Raw genomic sequence first — 15,684 nt, 5'->3', positions numbered from 1 at the left:
GAAAATTTAAATGAACAAAAAAATTATTTTGGGGATTTTAACTGCAATCATATTAATTGGATTAATGAATTTTGCAGGCGCATCCTCAGTAAATAAAATAAGCGACACGAAATACGAGGTCGTATTAAAGGTAGGAGAGCGCGATTACATTAATCACAATGACGCAAAAATAGAACTGTTTTTTGAAAAAACTTGGAATACAACAGGGTACAGAGGCCCAGTGGAATACCAGCACGTAAAAGTGTTCTTGTACTCTGATCCTAATAACAAAACAAAGAAAATTGAGCTTGCCTGCAATCCAGGACTACTTGATTTCTGGAATTTGTATGTCTTATTAGAGAATGGAAAAGGTTCTGCCACATGCTACTTAACAGGATGGTATACCTCACAAACTATTCTGCAGGTAACTTCCACAAATTACGATCAGGCAGAGAAAATTATTATCATGCAGGTTGAAATACTCAAAACAGATTTAGGAAAGACTGTTGCAGCAACCAAAGTACAACAGAAAGTAGCTGAAGTTGAAGCAAGCCTGTTCAATAACAAATTAACAGTCAAGCTGAACAAGGATGGAACAAAAGTAAAATTGGATGACTTGGATTATTACTTAAAAATTGAACAAGTAATTGATGAAATGGGCGGTGACCAAATAGTATTCATAGGTGTTTACAAGGGCTCATCTACTGATGCAGTAATTGGAGCAAAGGTTTCAATGAAAAGCTTCACTGAGCACATTTTCCATGTGTGGAAGGACCCAGAAACAAAATATCTCCAGAAAATAAGGTTTGTGCCTAAAGAAGAGAAACCTGACAGCAAAGGAAATTACACAGTTGAAGTTTCATATTCAATAAAAGCAGCAAAAACAGCAACTGCCCCTCCAACAACCCAAGAACAGCCTCCAGCACCTCAACCAAGCGATGCACAGTATATTGGTACAGCGTGCAAGGCTCTTTATTCTGATTATTCCTGCCAGTATGTTTCAACTTGTGATAGCTGGAATTCAGATAAAAAGGACGGAAAGAACTGGAAGACTGTTTCAGGCTATTGTTCTGGCTCTGCAGCAGTTAAATGCTGTATTCCGGAAACAGGAATACCCTCAACACAAAAAATTGACTGCAGTAGTGTTGGAGGAAACATGCAGGTAAAGGTTGTCTCTCAGGCCTGCACCGGAGACCATTATTGTAAGATTGAAGATAATTATCCTTTCAGGGTTTTGGGATTGCAGAAAGGGGACTTTGACATAAAATTTGAGAACTTAAAGGCAGGCAGGAAGTTGTTTATTGGAATTAATGACAATAAGCCTTCAAAAAGCACTCCAGGTAGTCTAACAGGCTTTAAGGAGTCAAGCTCTAAGACAATAAATTACTCGGATTTAAAGTCAAACAAGTATTATATTACGGCAAGTTCTTCTGCTGACACAATCACAGTAAAAGGCTGGGATGGAATAAAATTTGAGTTCTTTTCCTGCATGGACAAAAGCGATCCTGCAGACGGAAAATGCGATTTAATGCTTGCGGCAGGAAAGGAATTGTATGTTGAGCCAAGCTGTGAGGCAGCCTCAATTACAATTGAAGAGGAAGCAATAGAGGCGCAGCCTACTGCCCCTTCTTCGTGCGTTTCCTGTTCTTCTGTGGAGCAGTGCCTTGCGTGCATTGACTGGGAGTTTGTTTCAGGGGTATTCAAGGCGTCTTAATTAAATTCTTTTTTTTTGTTGATTGAATAGAAAGCATTAAAAAGTAAAACTGCTCATATATAATCGAATTCTGGGTTTTTTTGAGGCAAGAGGATGAGCGAGCTAATAAGTCTGCTTAAGAGAACAGGCTTGAACGAATATGAATCCAAGACTTACAGTGCCCTGTTAGGGCTTAATACTGCAACTGCATCAGAGATAAGCTCTGAGGCAGGAATTCCAAGGGCAAGGGTATACGATGTCCTTGTTGGATTAAAGAACAAGGGCTTTGTTGTCTTTAGCATTGGAAGGCCATTAAAATTCAAGGCATTGAATCCTGATGCGGCATTAAATAATTTCAGCGAATTAAGGAAGAAGAATTTTGAGTCAGAACTGGAGGATTTAAGCAGGATAAAGGAATTGATTGGCAAGAGCGCAATGGAAAGAAAAGGAAAAGGGAAAGAGTTGGGCTCTGCTGGAGTCTGGCTATTGCATGGAAGGAGAAACATTTACGGGGCAATAGGCAATGCATTGAGTTCAGCCAGTGAAAGCGTTATAATTTCCACTTCAGAGGCAAATGCACTAAAGAAAATTGAGGCCTTCAAGCACAAATTCAAGTCATTGAAGAGGAAGGGAGTGAATGTGGAGCTTTCCTCTAATCTCTGCAGCCCTAAAGGAAAGGAATTGAGCGCTAAAGCAAAAGACTTAGTGGCATTAAAGCATTCAGTAAAGCACAACAGGTTCATGGTGTTTGACGGAAGAAAGGTTTTATTGTTCCTTCACGAGAAGCCCGAAGAAGGATTAGAAGAAAAAGAAAAGGCTTTATTAATTGAAAGCCCTTCAATTGCAAGGCTTGTCTGCCCGATAAAATGAAAATGAAAAAAATAGAAAAAGAAAGGAAAAAAAAAATTATCTTTTCCTTTTCTTTCTGGTTTTCTTTTTTGTGACTGCTGATTTAATGGATTCCAGCGCAAGGCTTTCCTCTTTTTCTTTTGGTTCCCCTGATTTTGAGGCCATGCTTCTGGATTTGACTGCAATGAATGCAATCAATAGTACCACGATTATTATTAGGAGGACTATTGAAAGCTTTTGGGTGTCCTTGAATAATGCTGAGAGGCCTGTTGGCTGTGCCTTCTTGCCTTCCTTTGCTTTGGCTTTTTCTGCAAATACTTTCACTGGGACTTCTTTAACGTAAATTCCCTTGTCTGTTGTAATAGTGATTGGAACCACAAGCTTGTTCAAGTCAACATTCTCGTCTGCTGTGAACTGCATTTTTATCGTGATTGAGGACTTGCTTTTCACTACTGGATTGCTTACAATGAATAATGCGTTAAGGTCTTTTGCTTTCATGTCCATTATTTTTATTGTCGAATTGGTGTCGTTTGAAAGGCTTAAGAGAACTTCAACTTCCCTGAATTTTTCCTCTGTTATTCCTGAAATCTTTGCTTCAACTATTTTTATTTCTTGCGGGTTCAAGGTCAATGCAATTGAGCCTCCGAATATGTTCAGCTTGAATTCTGTTGTGGTCACAAAACCGTAGTCTGTTTCTGCCTTAAGCACTATTACTGCTGTGTCTTCCTTGAAGTCATAAGGTGGATTGAAGTAGATGTATGCCTCTCTTGTCTCATCTTTTGGTATCTCCAGTTGCTTTGGGTCGAAGTAGGTCCATTCATTGTCTTTAACTGAAATGCTTACCTTCTGTTTTGTTACGCCCTTGTTTGTTATTTTTAAGGTTGTTATCTTTCCTTCGCCTGCATTTATGTCCAAAATTTTGTCTGATGGAATTAAGTCAACCTTAAAGCATTGCGTTAATGTTCCGTAACTTATATTTGCTTTTTGCTTTAATTCTAATTGCTCTGATTTTGCTGTTATCGTGAATTCTTGCTCTGTTGCTTTTTCTGGAACGTCAATGAACAGGTTGATCACCTTGCTTTCTCCGGAGTTTAATTCAAAGCTTTTCTGCTCTGGCTTTATCCAGTCAATGCTTGAGTCAATGAAGAACAACTGCTTTTTTGTTCCTTGGTTGGTTAATTTTACTGAGGAATTCATTCCTGATACCTTCTTGCAGAGCTTGAGGCCCTGCAATTCAAGGCTTGCGCTGTAGCATTTCGAGAAGTTTATTTCAGTGTCAGTGCTTGAATGGAAATGCTCTGAGTCCAAAAGCAGTTTGAATTTGATGCCTCCAACTGCGCTCAATGCTGCTGGGTCCAATAATGCAGTCATTTCTTCTGTTGCTCCTGGCTGGATTATGAAGGCCTTCTTGCTTAATTCTGCTGGCACTCCTGCTGTGCTTAATTTCAATTCTGTTTCCTTTGTCCCTGTGTTGGTCAAATTGAATTTTATTTCAGGCTTTTCTTCAAGGCAGGATTCTGTTGGAGCTGAAATTACCTGTGTTTTTATGTTATAGCAGTCTTTTAATTCAACTAAAGCCTTTTTTGTGTAGGATAAATTGAATTTGCTTGATTTAGCTGTAAATTCCAGGTCATAGCTTTTCTCTTCCTGGTCGTTTTCCTTTAATGTCAATTCTATTTTCTTGCTTTCATTTGGGTTCAATGAGATTGTGCTTGTGTTTAAGGTTATCCAGTTAGGGGCATTTAATGAGAGTGAAAGCTTTTCTGCCTGCATTCCATTGTTCTTTATTTCTATTTCCCCTTTTGTTTCTGCGTCCTTGCAGGCTTGAATGCTTTCTGGGAGGGAGACCAATACTTCCTGTCCGTTCCTTATTATGTAAGAAAGATTTCTTTCAGTAGAGAAATCTGAATTCAGTATTTCTGCTTTTGCAGTGAAATTGTATTCCTTTAATTCTGCATTGCATGGCGCTTGAACTGAGAGGTTTACTTGCATTGTTTCTCCTTTTAGTATTATTGGAAGCTCTGAGTCAAGCAAGAACCAGTCGCTTGGAATTCCTGTAACGCTCAATTTCACTCTCTCATCAAAGCGTCCTGTGTTTTTTATGTTTAAGGAGTAATTCTTTTTTTCGCATTGGAAGCCTTCTTTTGCTTCTTGGTCAATGCTCAAGTCTAGGGTGTGGCCTTGAAGCACTGAAAGGCTGAATTCTTTTCTTGTTATGTCTGATGCTTTTGCTTCTACCCCTATTGTGTAATTGCCTGCATTTGAGTAGCATGGAGGGGTAATGAAGGCGTAAATGTCTGCGCATTCATTTGGCTGGAGGGAAAGCTTTAAGGGTCTTAACTGCATCCAAGCGCTTTGTTCGCCTGTAGTGTAAACTGAGTATATTTGTGTTCCGCCTGTGTCATTGCATAAATTGAATATTTCTTGTGTTGTCTGGCATTGGTAGGTTGAGGCATTGAATTGCCCTTCTAGTGTAGTGGCTTTTGCTGTGCCAGCAATTGCTATTACTATTAGAATTAATCCTGCTATCAGGAAGTATTTATTCAATCTCATTTTCATATTCCCCCGATTTAGTTGATTCTTTTTGTTTTGAGCCCTTTCCTTTAGAGTAATAGAGCACCAAAACCAATAAAATTAATATTATTATTACTGCTACTAAAAGGCTTCTTAAGGGGTGGAGGCCCGCAAAAGACGCCAGGAAGGTGATTGGGTTGCTTATTTGGGTTTTTTTAGTATTATTCCCTGCTGCTGTTTTATTTCCTGCCCCTGAATTATTTTCTTTGCTTCCTTTTACTTTTATCTGGAATTCCTTTGACTGCTTGAAGTCTTTTCCTTCTGCGGTAATTCTTGCCTTGAGGGAAGAGCTTTCAATGTCTTCTGGGGCTGTAATGTTTAAGGATACTGTAACTGCTTTTCCGTCAGTCAATTGCTCTATATTGAGTTCTCCTGCTGCAATTTCGTCTTGAAGGCCTTCAAGGTATACTTTTATGTTCTCCAAGTCCTGGCCTGAAATGTTCCTTATGCTTAATTTGATTTGAGAAGTATTTCCTGCTTGCAGTTCGATTGTTTTGGGATAGCTTTCTATTTCAATGAAGCCTTCCCTTGCTTTTGGCTTGAATTCTTCTGTTACATTGAAGTTTAAGGTCAGGTTTATTGTTTGACTGTCTCTTAAGGAGATTATTATTTTTTGTTTTCCGGATTCTGCTTCAGGCAAAGGATTAATGCTTACGTAAAGGATTTTCTTTGAGTTTTTTTCTACAACAAAGTTTTTTTCCGAGAAGTTTACATTTACTTCTGAGGGCTTTGCTTTTATTCTTGCAGAGAATTCCTCGTCGTAGTCCCCCAGATTCTGGATTTCTATTTCAAAGATTTTTGAGGTGCCTTTTTCTATTTCAAGGAAGTCTTTTATGAGCTTTGCCTTGATTGAATGGAGCTTCTGCACTTGAACGCATTTAGTGTCAGCGGCTGAGAATTCGTCATTAAATGCATGCAATTCTATTGTGTGGGAGCCAATTGTTTCGTCCTGTCCGGGCTTTACTGTGAGGAAAGAGTATCTTTCCTCTCTTGGCTCAAGCACTAACTGCTTTTGGTTTAATTCTGTTGGGATGTCGCTTACCACAGCGAGCTTTACTGTCTGCTCTTCATTTGTAATATTTCTTATTGTGAAGTAAATTCTTTTCTCCTCCTTTTTTTCAAGTGAAGTGCATGTGCCCTCGAATTCTAATTCGAACAATCTTTCTTTTTCTTTTGCGCAGTCAGTTAAATTGAATTCAATTGCTTTTTTTATTATTGTGTCAGGTGTTTCAACGAAAAGGTTTATTGTGTAGGAATCATTTTCTAATTGTTCTGAAGGGTTTATTTTGATGTTAATGTATCTGGATTCATGTCCTTCTAATTCAATTCTGTCTTCCATTACAATTGGTAGGAATAATTCCGAGTCTGTTGAAATTCTAAGGTCTTTTGTGTAAGGGCTGTTGTTTTCTATTCTTACCTGGATTGTGTTCTCTCTGTCCTTGCAGAGTGTCTTCTTTGAGTAGGATACATTTATTTGCTCTACCTCTGTGTTGTAGGAAGGCATTATGTTCACATTAAGGAAAATGCTTTCTTCCTGTACTGAGTAATTGCCATAATAATCATAATATTTTGCTATTACTTCTACCTCGTTTTCTCCTGTTGGGGCATCATTTGAGGAATAGAAATTGAGTGAAGTAATGGTTTCTTCGCCTGGATTTAGTGAGAAGCCATTTGAAGAGAATTCGTATGAGATGAATGAATTGTATGGCCTTGCCTTTAATTCTATTCTCGCCTTTTCCCCTGTGTCATTCCTTATGTGGATTAAGGCTGTTGCGCTCGAGTCCTTTTCTAAGGCAAGAGTGCTTTTCTCTGCGTAAATGCCTGCGCTTGCATTAATTGAGATCAGTGAAATAAATAATATTACTGCAAAAGACAAAATTATTTTGCTGGATTTATTCAATTTTTTTCCCTCCGTTTTTTTTTGGGGTTCATCCTTTTATTCTTATCACAAGCCTTGCAATGAATGCTATCAAAAGCAGGGCTGCAATTATTATGAGTATTATGTCAAGCCATGGCATGCCTGAAATTGCTGTGACAAGGCCTGAGGCAAAGCCTGCCTGTGAAAAATTAAGGTCTACTTTCTTGCTTTTCTCAAAGCCCAAGCATTTGAAGTTTATGAAAGCGCTTCCAGTGAAAGTGCTTTTCGGGGAAATAGTCAAGAGAAGGCTTTTTTCTGCGTTGCCTTCAATTGAAAGGCTTTTGTTTTGGGGTTCATAGAGCCAATTTGAAGGCAGTCCTTTTATGCCATAAAATTTTACTGTCAGGTCTTCACTTGAATTGCTTGAAATAGAAACATTTAATTGTATTACTTCTGCTCCATTAACTGTTTTGTTTTTCTGTGTTGCACTCAAATCTATTGGGCACTCGTTTCTTTCATTGAATTTCAGGGTCAGATTCTTTTTTTCTGATATTTCGCCTAATGCTATTGTGATAGTGCTTTCGTATGTTGAGCCAATAAATCTTTTTTCTGGGTAGAATTTGATTTGAATTAAGGCTTTTTCTTCAGGCATTAAATCTTCAGGTGCATTCATTACCTCGCTTCTTACTGGGGCTGAAATTTCAATATTCAACTCCTCTGTGAAGCCTGAATCGTTTTCAACAGTAAAGGAAATTGTCTGGGGTTCTTGGTAGAAGTTTATGTAATTAGGGATATCTTTGACGGCCAAAGCAGCAGCATCAAAAGAAACAAAAATCAAGGCCGCAAAAACAATCAGTAATCTGAAGGTTTTTTGCATTTCATTGCTCCAAATTATGTTTATATGTTTATTAACGTTATTGCTTAGATTGTTATTACTAATTAGGTATAACATTCTTTTTAAACATAACGCTTTTTAGTGGGGAAACAGCTTTATTAAGCAAGGGATTTAAGCACGTCAGTTCTGGTGATAATGCCCTTGACTTTGCCCTTGAATTGCACTAAAACCCCATTGCTGTAATTCAGGAGGACTGACACTGCGTTGAAGGGCGTATTAGGCTGGACTATCGGCATTGATTCTGCCATTATCTCTTTTACTTTAAGCTTTGATTCATGCCCTTTAAAGGAATTCATTTTTTTGAGTAGCAATTCCTCTGTTACTGAACCCACAGATTTTCCGTCTTTGAGCACTGGCAGCTGGCTGAATCCGTGCTTTTCTATGAGGGCAATGGCTTTATCCACAGAATCGTTTTCTCCCACAAAAACAATCTTTTTGGTCATTGCATCTTTTGCTGCAAGGCTTTTCTGCTCATGCAGTTTGCTTAAAGCTTCAAAAAGCCTTTTGGCATTATCATAGCTTGGAATTGTTGTGCCCTTCTCGATTTTTGCGATCAAGGACTGGGATACACTAGAAAGCCTTGAGAGCTCCTGCTGTGTAAGCCCTAAGCGGAGCCTCTTCAATTTCAATTCCTTTAGTTCAGGCAGCACATTATTACCAAATTATTCTTTTAGGAATATTTTTATATTAAATTATTACAATAATTATATTTTTAAACTTATCCATGCTCTTTTTTTAAACATAGATTTTGATGAGGTGGTATTATTGAGGACAGGAAATTTTCTCTTCACTTCAGAGGCAATGACTGAAGGGCACCCTGACAAGGTGTGCGACCAGATAAGCGATGAAATCCTGGATCAAATAATCAAGGATGACCCTTTTGCGCGCGTTGCCTGTGAGACAATGGTTGGAATGGGCTTTATTATTGTGACGGGAGAGATTACAACAAAGACTTATGTTGATGTTGGAAAGATTGTGAGAAAAGTGATAAAGGAAATAGGCTATGACAAGCCTGAGTACGGCTTTGACTTTAATACTGTCGGAGTCCTTACCTCGCTTCACGAGCAGTCGCCTGATATAGCGCAGGGAGTGAATGAGGGCGCACAGAAAAAATTGGGTGCAGGCGACCAGGGAATGATGTCAGGCTATGCCTGCACTGAAACCCCCGAGTTAATGCCTTTGCCTATCCTTTATGCCCACAGGCTTGCAATGAAATTGGCTGAAGCCAGAAAAAAAGGCCTTCTATCTTACTTGAGGCCTGACGGAAAAACGCAGGTTACAGCTGAATACTCTGACGGAAAGCCTAAAAGGATCGATTCTGTTGTTATTGCAGCACAGCACGACCCTGATGTAAAAATAGAGAAGTTGAGGGAGGACATTAAAGAGCATGTGATTAAGCCTGTCTGCAAGAAATATCTTGACGAAAAAACAAAGTATTACATTAATAATACTGGAAGGTTTGTGGTTGGAGGGCCAGTGGCTGATTCTGGAATGACCGGAAGAAAGATTATCTGCGACACTTATGGTGGAATTGGCAATCATGGCGGGGGAGCTTTTTCAGGGAAAGACCCGACAAAAGTGGACAAGACTGCTGCTTACATGGCGAGGTATATTGCAAAGAATTTGGTTAAGGCCGGAATTGCAGAGAAATGCGAGGTTCAATTGTCTTATGTGATTGGAGGCCATGAGCCTTTGAGCTTGATGATTGACACTTTCAGGACAGAAAAGATTTCTCAGAAGAAGATTTTTGAGTTAGTGAAAAAGCATTTCAGGCTTGACCCTGCAGGAATGATAGAGCAATTGAATTTAAGGAGGCCTATCTACAGGAAGACCTCTATTTACGGCCACTTTGGTAGAAAGGAAAAGGAATTCACTTGGGAGAAGACAGATAAGACTGAAATTCTAAGGAAAGAGGCAGGGCTTAAATGAGCTCTCCCTCTTTTTCTTCTCTTTCTTCTTTGGGGCCTTCAGGGAATAATTTTCTGGCAACTTTTTCTGCTGTGCTTTCAGGATAGCCTTGCAGTACAATAGCCTGCTTTATTTCTTCATAGGAGAATTCTGCCTTTTGCTCTTTGAGGGCGTCATATAATCTTTGCACGTCTTTTTCTTCCTTGTTTTTGGGTTCAGCAACCTCTTTTTCTTCTCTTGTTTCTTCTATTTTTTCCGGTTCTTCTCTTAATTCTTCTAATTCAGCCTTTCTCTCTGTTCCCTCTCTTTCCGAGCCGATTTCTTCTACTTCCATCATGTAGCCTGAAGGCTTCCTTGATGGTTTAAGTTTTGTTGGTTGTGTTGTTCTTTCAAGCACTTTTCTTTCAAGTTTTTCTTTGGGCGAAAGCTTTTCTTTTTCTCTTTTTTCCCTTATTTTTTTTCCTAATTTCTTGGCTATTTTAATTACAATTATTAGTACAATTAATCCTATCAGCCCTATGGCGCCGTAGTAGATCAGGTTTGATGTCTCTTTTTTGAAGAATGAATTGACTGTTTCTGTTATTTGCTCTATTATGCCTGCCTGCTGTGCTGGCTCTTCTTTTTCTCCTGTGCTGGTTGAATAATCAAAGTTGAGTGTGAAAGGTTCAGTCAATTGCATTCCAGTAAATTCCAGGGCCTTGTTTTTTAGAGTGTAGTTTTGCGGGGTGATTGATTTGAGTTTGCCTTCAAAGCTTAACTGTAGAATGGTAGTTTGCGTTTCAGGAATCCATTCATCTTCTTTCACGTAAAATATTGCTTCTATAGTGTTGCTGCCTAAATCTTTTACTGTAATTTGGGAGTTGAAGTCTTGTTCTATCGAGTTTAATGCGTCAAGCATGCTTTTTGTTTTTATTTCTGCGTAGGTTAATGTTGTTATCCCATTGCTTGTTGTTTTCCTGCAGTTAATGTTCTGCTTTAAGGATATCAGGGCATTCATTGCATTGTAGTAATTGTTTTTTGTCTTTTCGACTTCTTCTGCTGGCAGGTCTTTGTTTGAATTCAATTGGGTTATCCTTTCATTGTAAAGCCTTATTTTTGCGTCAACGAAATTCTTTAATTGGAGACTGCAGTCAGGGCTCCATTCAGCGAAAGAGCCTTCATCCCCTGCAATTATAATCGTTTCTTTCAGTGAGAGGTCTTTCCTGAATTCAAGGCCTAAGGTCCTGTTGTAGGCAGCAAATGATTGGGCTGCAAGTAAGGCGAGCAAAATCAATGTCACCACAAAAAGCTCCTTCAATTCAAAGCACCGAATTATTAACGGAAAAATAATATTTAAACCTATTCTTTCCTATGATTTTATTGCAATGCTTGAAGACTTTATTGAGGTCAACGACCTCAAGGCAAGGATAATTCCCTTGAAGAAGGCTGTTTCAACTGTAAGGGAGGCAGAGGCTGCTTTAGGTGTTAAAGCCTCTGAGATAATTAAAAGCCTCTTGTTTTTTGATTCAGGTGAAGAGCCTTTAATTGCAATTGTGGCAGGAAACAAAAGGGTTGACACAAAAAAATTGTGCGGGGCAGCAAAAACCCAGAGCGTGAGGCTTGCTGAACCAAAAGAGGTAAGGGAGGTTACAGGCTATGAAGCAGGAGAACTTCCCCCTGTAAGCGTTTACGGGGTAAGAGTTTTCTTGGATAAAGAATTGGAGGAAAAAGAATTGGTTTACGGCGGCGGAGGCAAGAAGGATTGCCTGCTTTCAATTCCAGTGAAAGAGATAATTGAATTCAACGAAAAAATTTTTATTGAAGAAATAAGTTAGCCGAAGGTTCCAATTATTTCCTTTAATGTTTCAACGAATTTGTCTATTTCTTCTCTTGTGTTGTACAAATAAAATGAAGCCCTGTCTAATCCTTTTGGATTGAATGAAGATACAAGGGGTTCAGCGCAGTGCATTCCCGAGCGTACGGCAATGTTTGAGTGCTCATCCAATGCTAATGCCAAATCATGGCATTCAATGCCTTTTGCTTCAAAGAGTATTACTCCAACCTGTTTTTCTGAATTCATCGGATTGTAGACCTTAATTTTGTTCTCAGAATTAATTTCTTGAATTTTCTTGAAGGCATAGTCAAGCAATTCTTTCTCATGCTCTCTGACTTCCATTATTCCAATCTTCTTCAAGTAATCCACTGCTGCCCTTAATCCAATGCAGGCCGCAATGTTTGGGGTTCCTGCCTCGAACTTCCAGGGCAGTTCATTCCAGGAGCTTTCATTCCATTTAACGCTCTTGATCATTGAGCCGCCGTAAAGGAATGGAGGAATTTCTTCCAGTAATTCTTTTCTTGCATAAAGGCCTCCTGAGCCTGTAGGCCCAAGCATTTTGTGGCCTGAAAAGGCAAAGAAGTCGCAACCCAAATTTTTTACGTTCACTTCAAAGTGCGGAACGCTCTGGGCTCCATCAATCAAGCATAAAGCATTGAAGTCATGGGCAGTTTTTGCTATTTCTTTCACTGGATTTATTGAGGCAACAGTATTTGAAGCGTGAGCTACTGCAACTAATCTTGTTTTCTTTGAGATTTTCTTCTGTAAATCCTGCATGTCCAAAGTGAAGTCAGGCTTTAATTTAACGAAATTGAGCTTGAGTTTCTTGTGTTTGCTTAGAATCTGCCAAGGCACAAGGTTTGCGTGGTGCTCCATTTCTGTAAGCAAAATTTCGTCTCCTTCCTTGAAGTAGCCTTGCAGGAGGAGCGAGTACATCACGGAATTTATTGCTTCTGTTGTATTGTTATAGAAAACAAATTCCTCTTTTTTTGCTCCAATGAATTTCGAGATGTTCTCATGGCTTTTCTCATATAATTCTGAAGCTTCCTCGCTGAGCTTGTGAATTCCCCTGTGAATGTTTGCGCTCGCATTCTTGTAATAGTAGTCCATTGCCTCAATTACCTGAACTGGCTTGAGTGTAGTGGCAGCACTGTCAAGGTATATTATTGGCTTTCCATTGACCCTTCTTTCAAGCAGAGGAAAATCTTTGCGCACTTTCTCTGAATTCATTTTTTTATCCTTTTATTTTTCTGGTGCATTGAATTTAAATTAATATTTTTTTGTTATTTTCACCCGTAATTGATTTTGTAAATTCTCACGTAGCTGTTCTCGAAGACCTTTGAGAAATTTTTTGATTCATTGTATTTTTCAAGGGCTGTAGCAGGCTTCAATGGCTGGTTTGCAGCCCAGAAAGCTGTTTCGGTCATGTCATTGGTTAAAATCATATATTGTACTGGGCCTCTTTTTAAATTAATTAAGGCGCTTTCGATGTTTTGGTCGTAGAAAATCGGGATTATTTCATGTTTAGCCCACCCCCTTAATTCGGTTGGAGTATTAAATACTTCTATGTTAGTAAGGCTCGCTGTTGCCTTAGCCATTTTCAAGTCGCTGTAAAGGTTTACGTCATTGTTTAGGTTTTCTCCAATCCACTGGATTGAGGAAACCTGCCTTTCATTGAATTTATAATATTTGTATTCTAAGGTCTGGGTATAAGAATAAAATGGAATTAAAAAAACAAAAAAGAAAAATAAAAGGAAGCCTGCGGTTTTGGTTTTCTTGTTTTTGATGGCTGAAATTGAAATTGCACTCAACATTAACAGAAACCAGGCAATTGTTGCTGCCCCTCTGTTTGAAACATAAGGCAGAGAAAAAATAAGGCCTGCAGCAATTAAAACAGAAGCAAAAAATTGCGACAAAATGAATGAATTAATTATTTTGTTTCCCGAAATAAATTTGACTAATTTTTTGTGGGTAAGTAAAAGAAGGATTATTATACTGAATGCAGGCAAGGCATATCTTATTATTTGATAGGATAGATTATGCGTGAAATAAATTTCAGAATAAGGAAGCACAGAAGAAATAAAAGTTGGGATAAAATGCAGTTTCTCCAAATGAAACAAGGTCACCTTATTCACTATGTCGTCGATTAAATCAATTAAAGTAATTGAATAAAAAAGCGTAAGCAGCAAAAAGAATAATACCGCAGCATAAACAAAAATATTAGTTTTTGTTTTTTGTCTGTAAATTTTTTTATTTAGGAAGAAGTATGCAATTATAAAAAATAATATTGGCACAAGACACAAGAGAAAAGTGCTTTTATCTGCTTGAAGTGACAGCCAGGCAAAATAAAAAAGAAAGAAAAAACTAATAGCGCTTTTGCTTAAACTCATTTTTTTTTCTTCAAAATCCTTTATTATGAAAACCAGGAAAAGCATTGATAAAGCACCAAATATTTTAATCAAAATCCAGCCGTGGACTGTAATTTTATAGAACAGGGGTTCAAATGGGAAGAACATTGCAAAAACAGAAATGATTAAAGCCAGTTCAGTCCTTTCAAAAAGTTTCCTGAAAAGCGCAAAATAAACAAGGCCTAAAATTAAAAGAAGGAAATAAGAATGGTTGATGAAGAATTCTGTGTTCAAGTCAGAAAGAATTGAAAGGCTTGAGATGAGCATTACTGGATAAGGGTAAGAGGCAGTTCCACCCACCCCAAAAAAAGATTTTTCAAGTATGGTTTTTTCGTTTTGCAGCAAATTCTCTGAAGGAAAAACTTTTTTTTCTAATATGTAATTTGCGGAATCAAACTGTCTGAACATCCATGGGTCCCTGTAGAGGGCTGTTGAGGAGGTCATCTCTGTAAGCAGTGAAATCATTAATGTGAAAATGAGGATGAACCCAAAAATCTTCAAATCCTCTTTCTTCATTTTTTCACTGCCCCAAAAAATATTTTTGTGATTTTGCTGCAGAATTTTTTCTGGCTGAATTCAGAAAAAACTTTTTTATGGCCGTTTAATGCAATCTTTCCCGCAAATTTTTTGTTTTTAAGTATTCTGATTATTGCGTTTTTTAATTCTGCTGGATTTCTAGGTTCCACAATCAAGCCGTCCTTTTCATCTTTTATTACTGCAGGAATGCCTCCTGCCTTTGTTCCAATTACCGGAGTCCTACAAGCCATTGCTTCTATGAGCACAATTCCAAAGCCTTCGCTGTCGTTTATTGAAGGCAGAACAAAGGCATCGCTTCCCGCATAGTATAAAGGCAGTTTTTCTGAAGGAACAAATCCTGCAAACATTACCTCTTTTTCAATTCCAAGTTTTCTGCATAATGCAACATATTTTTGTTTTTCTTCTCCGCCTCCAACAGCAATTAATTTTATTTCTGGAATTTCCTTTTTTGTCATAGAAATCGCTTCAATTAAATAATTCAGGCCTTTGTATTCATACCCTTTTCCAAGGCAACCTACAAATAAAACTATTTTTTTGTTTTTTAATTTATAATTTCTTTTAAGCCAGTTTCTGTTTACTCTCAAATTAAATTTTTTTTCGTCCACTGCTGGGGGGATAAATTCTGTTTTGTGCACGTATTTTCTCAAGTGAACTGATTTTTTTGCATAGTATTCTGAGGTGGCAATAATTTTGCTTGAAATTTTTAAGGTTTTGTTTCCAAGCATGGAATAATAGCCTTCTGACAGCAAATTTCCAAAGAAATCCTCTTTTGTTATGTCATTATGGTAAGTTAAAATGAAAGGGATTCTTTTTTCTACTGCAATTCTTGCAGCCAAGTCTGCAATGAATGGCGCTGGAATATGCCCGTTTATTACATCAGGCTTTTCTTTTTCTATTATTTCATTCAGTTTTTTCCTCCATTCAAGGCTGAGCGGAGTGCCTGATAATTTGAATTGCGCTGGAAGCCTGTATATCTTTATTCCTTCAATTATTTCTTTCTTGAATTTATTGCTTTTATGGCCTGCTGCAGTTGCAATTACTTTGAAGCCTGCTTTTTTCAGGCAAAGGCTTTGGTCTAATGCATACTTCATGCCGCCTGCAATGTAAGGGTGAAAATATGGCGCAACAATCAATGCCTTCATAAAACGCCTCTTCCAATTATTTTCGTAA

The 15,684-nt window shown here is 38.1% G+C and carries 12 protein-coding genes; 4 read left to right on the top strand and 8 right to left on the bottom strand.

The annotated features are described in order from the left end of the window. Nucleotides 1-10: 10 nt before the first annotated feature. Nucleotides 11-1,693: a hypothetical protein gene (locus AB1467_01960; protein ID MEW6295042.1), complete on the top strand. Its 1,683-nt coding sequence runs from the start codon at nucleotides 11-13 to the stop codon at nucleotides 1,691-1,693. 93 nt (nucleotides 1,694-1,786) lie between these two features. After that, a complete protein-coding gene (locus AB1467_01955) occupies nucleotides 1,787-2,542 on the top strand; it encodes a helix-turn-helix domain-containing protein (protein ID MEW6295041.1) in 756 nt (251 codons plus the stop codon). 36 nt (nucleotides 2,543-2,578) lie between these two features. On the opposite strand, the gene AB1467_01950 is transcribed toward AB1467_01955, so the two are convergent. From AB1467_01950 to AB1467_01935, 4 genes are all read right to left on the bottom strand, one after another. Next, entirely contained in the window at nucleotides 2,579-5,074 is a 2,496-nt protein-coding gene (locus AB1467_01950) for a hypothetical protein (GenBank protein MEW6295040.1), read from the bottom strand. Next, complete coding sequence (locus AB1467_01945; protein ID MEW6295039.1) at nucleotides 5,061-6,995, bottom strand: hypothetical protein; 1,935 nt, start codon at nucleotides 6,993-6,995, stop codon at nucleotides 5,061-5,063. Before AB1467_01945 ends, AB1467_01950 begins: the two co-directional genes overlap by 14 nt. A gap of 28 nt (nucleotides 6,996-7,023) precedes the next feature. Then, entirely contained in the window at nucleotides 7,024-7,830 is an 807-nt protein-coding gene (locus tag AB1467_01940; protein MEW6295038.1) for a hypothetical protein, read from the bottom strand. Nucleotides 7,831-7,946: 116 nt separating this feature from the next. Next, nucleotides 7,947-8,471 (bottom strand): CBS domain-containing protein, encoded by a 525-nt coding sequence (locus tag AB1467_01935; protein ID MEW6295037.1) that lies wholly within the window; start codon nucleotides 8,469-8,471, stop codon nucleotides 7,947-7,949. 142 nt (nucleotides 8,472-8,613) lie between these two features. Here AB1467_01935 and metK point away from each other — a divergent pair, with 142 nt between their 5' ends. Continuing rightward, on the top strand, nucleotides 8,614-9,777 hold the full coding sequence (metK, locus tag AB1467_01930; GenBank protein MEW6295036.1) for a methionine adenosyltransferase: 1,164 nt from the start codon (nucleotides 8,614-8,616) through the stop codon (nucleotides 9,775-9,777). Here metK and AB1467_01925 read toward each other — a convergent pair. Further along, nucleotides 9,770-11,053 carry a hypothetical protein gene (locus AB1467_01925; protein ID MEW6295035.1) on the bottom strand — a complete coding sequence of 428 codons (1,284 nt, stop codon included), beginning with the start codon at nucleotides 11,051-11,053 and terminating at the stop codon, nucleotides 9,770-9,772. The two genes, metK and AB1467_01925, sit on opposite strands and share 8 nt — an antisense overlap. 67 nt (nucleotides 11,054-11,120) lie before the next feature. Here AB1467_01925 and AB1467_01920 point away from each other — a divergent pair, with 67 nt between their 5' ends. Continuing rightward, nucleotides 11,121-11,570 carry a YbaK/EbsC family protein gene (locus AB1467_01920; GenBank protein ID MEW6295034.1) on the top strand — a complete coding sequence of 150 codons (450 nt, stop codon included), beginning with the start codon at nucleotides 11,121-11,123 and terminating at the stop codon, nucleotides 11,568-11,570. On the opposite strand, the gene AB1467_01915 is transcribed toward AB1467_01920, so the two are convergent. The 3 genes from AB1467_01915 to AB1467_01905 are packed head-to-tail and all read right to left on the bottom strand — an operon-like array spanning nucleotide 11,567 to nucleotide 15,656. Continuing rightward, on the bottom strand, nucleotides 11,567-12,799 hold the full coding sequence (locus AB1467_01915) for a SufS family cysteine desulfurase (GenBank protein ID MEW6295033.1): 1,233 nt from the start codon (nucleotides 12,797-12,799) through the stop codon (nucleotides 11,567-11,569). The genes AB1467_01920 and AB1467_01915 overlap by 4 nt on opposite strands. Before the next feature lie 59 nt (nucleotides 12,800-12,858). Beyond that, nucleotides 12,859-14,493: a hypothetical protein gene (locus AB1467_01910; GenBank protein MEW6295032.1), complete on the bottom strand. Its 1,635-nt coding sequence runs from the start codon at nucleotides 14,491-14,493 to the stop codon at nucleotides 12,859-12,861. Then, nucleotides 14,490-15,656 carry a glycosyltransferase family 4 protein gene (locus AB1467_01905; GenBank protein MEW6295031.1) on the bottom strand — a complete coding sequence of 389 codons (1,167 nt, stop codon included), beginning with the start codon at nucleotides 15,654-15,656 and terminating at the stop codon, nucleotides 14,490-14,492. Before AB1467_01905 ends, AB1467_01910 begins: the two co-directional genes overlap by 4 nt. Between the last annotated feature and the right edge of the window lie 28 nt (nucleotides 15,657-15,684).

It is taken from the genome of Candidatus Diapherotrites archaeon (assembly GCA_040755695.1).
GTDB lineage: Archaea > Iainarchaeota > Iainarchaeia > Iainarchaeales > 1-14-0-10-31-34 > JBFMAK01.
Note: the sequence above shows the minus strand (reverse complement) of the source record. Positions and strands in the feature narration are given on the sequence as shown.

Bases quoted from the DNA above. Each gene is read 5' to 3' on its own strand.
- AB1467_01950 (MEW6295040.1), bottom strand. From the start codon at position 5,074: ATGAGATTGAATAAATACTTCCTGATAGCAGGATTAATTCTAATAGTA.
- AB1467_01905 (MEW6295031.1), bottom strand. From the start codon at position 15,656: ATGAAGGCATTGATTGTTGCGCCATATTTTCACCCTTACATTGCAGGC.
- AB1467_01940 (MEW6295038.1), bottom strand. From the start codon at position 7,830: ATGCAAAAAACCTTCAGATTACTGATTGTTTTTGCGGCCTTGATTTTT.
- AB1467_01960 (MEW6295042.1), top strand. From the start codon at position 11: ATGAACAAAAAAATTATTTTGGGGATTTTAACTGCAATCATATTAATT.
- AB1467_01920 (MEW6295034.1), top strand. From the start codon at position 11,121: ATGCTTGAAGACTTTATTGAGGTCAACGACCTCAAGGCAAGGATAATT.
- AB1467_01910 (MEW6295032.1), bottom strand. From the start codon at position 14,493: ATGAAGAAAGAGGATTTGAAGATTTTTGGGTTCATCCTCATTTTCACA.
- AB1467_01955 (MEW6295041.1), top strand. From the start codon at position 1,787: ATGAGCGAGCTAATAAGTCTGCTTAAGAGAACAGGCTTGAACGAATAT.
- AB1467_01915 (MEW6295033.1), bottom strand. From the start codon at position 12,799: ATGAATTCAGAGAAAGTGCGCAAAGATTTTCCTCTGCTTGAAAGAAGG.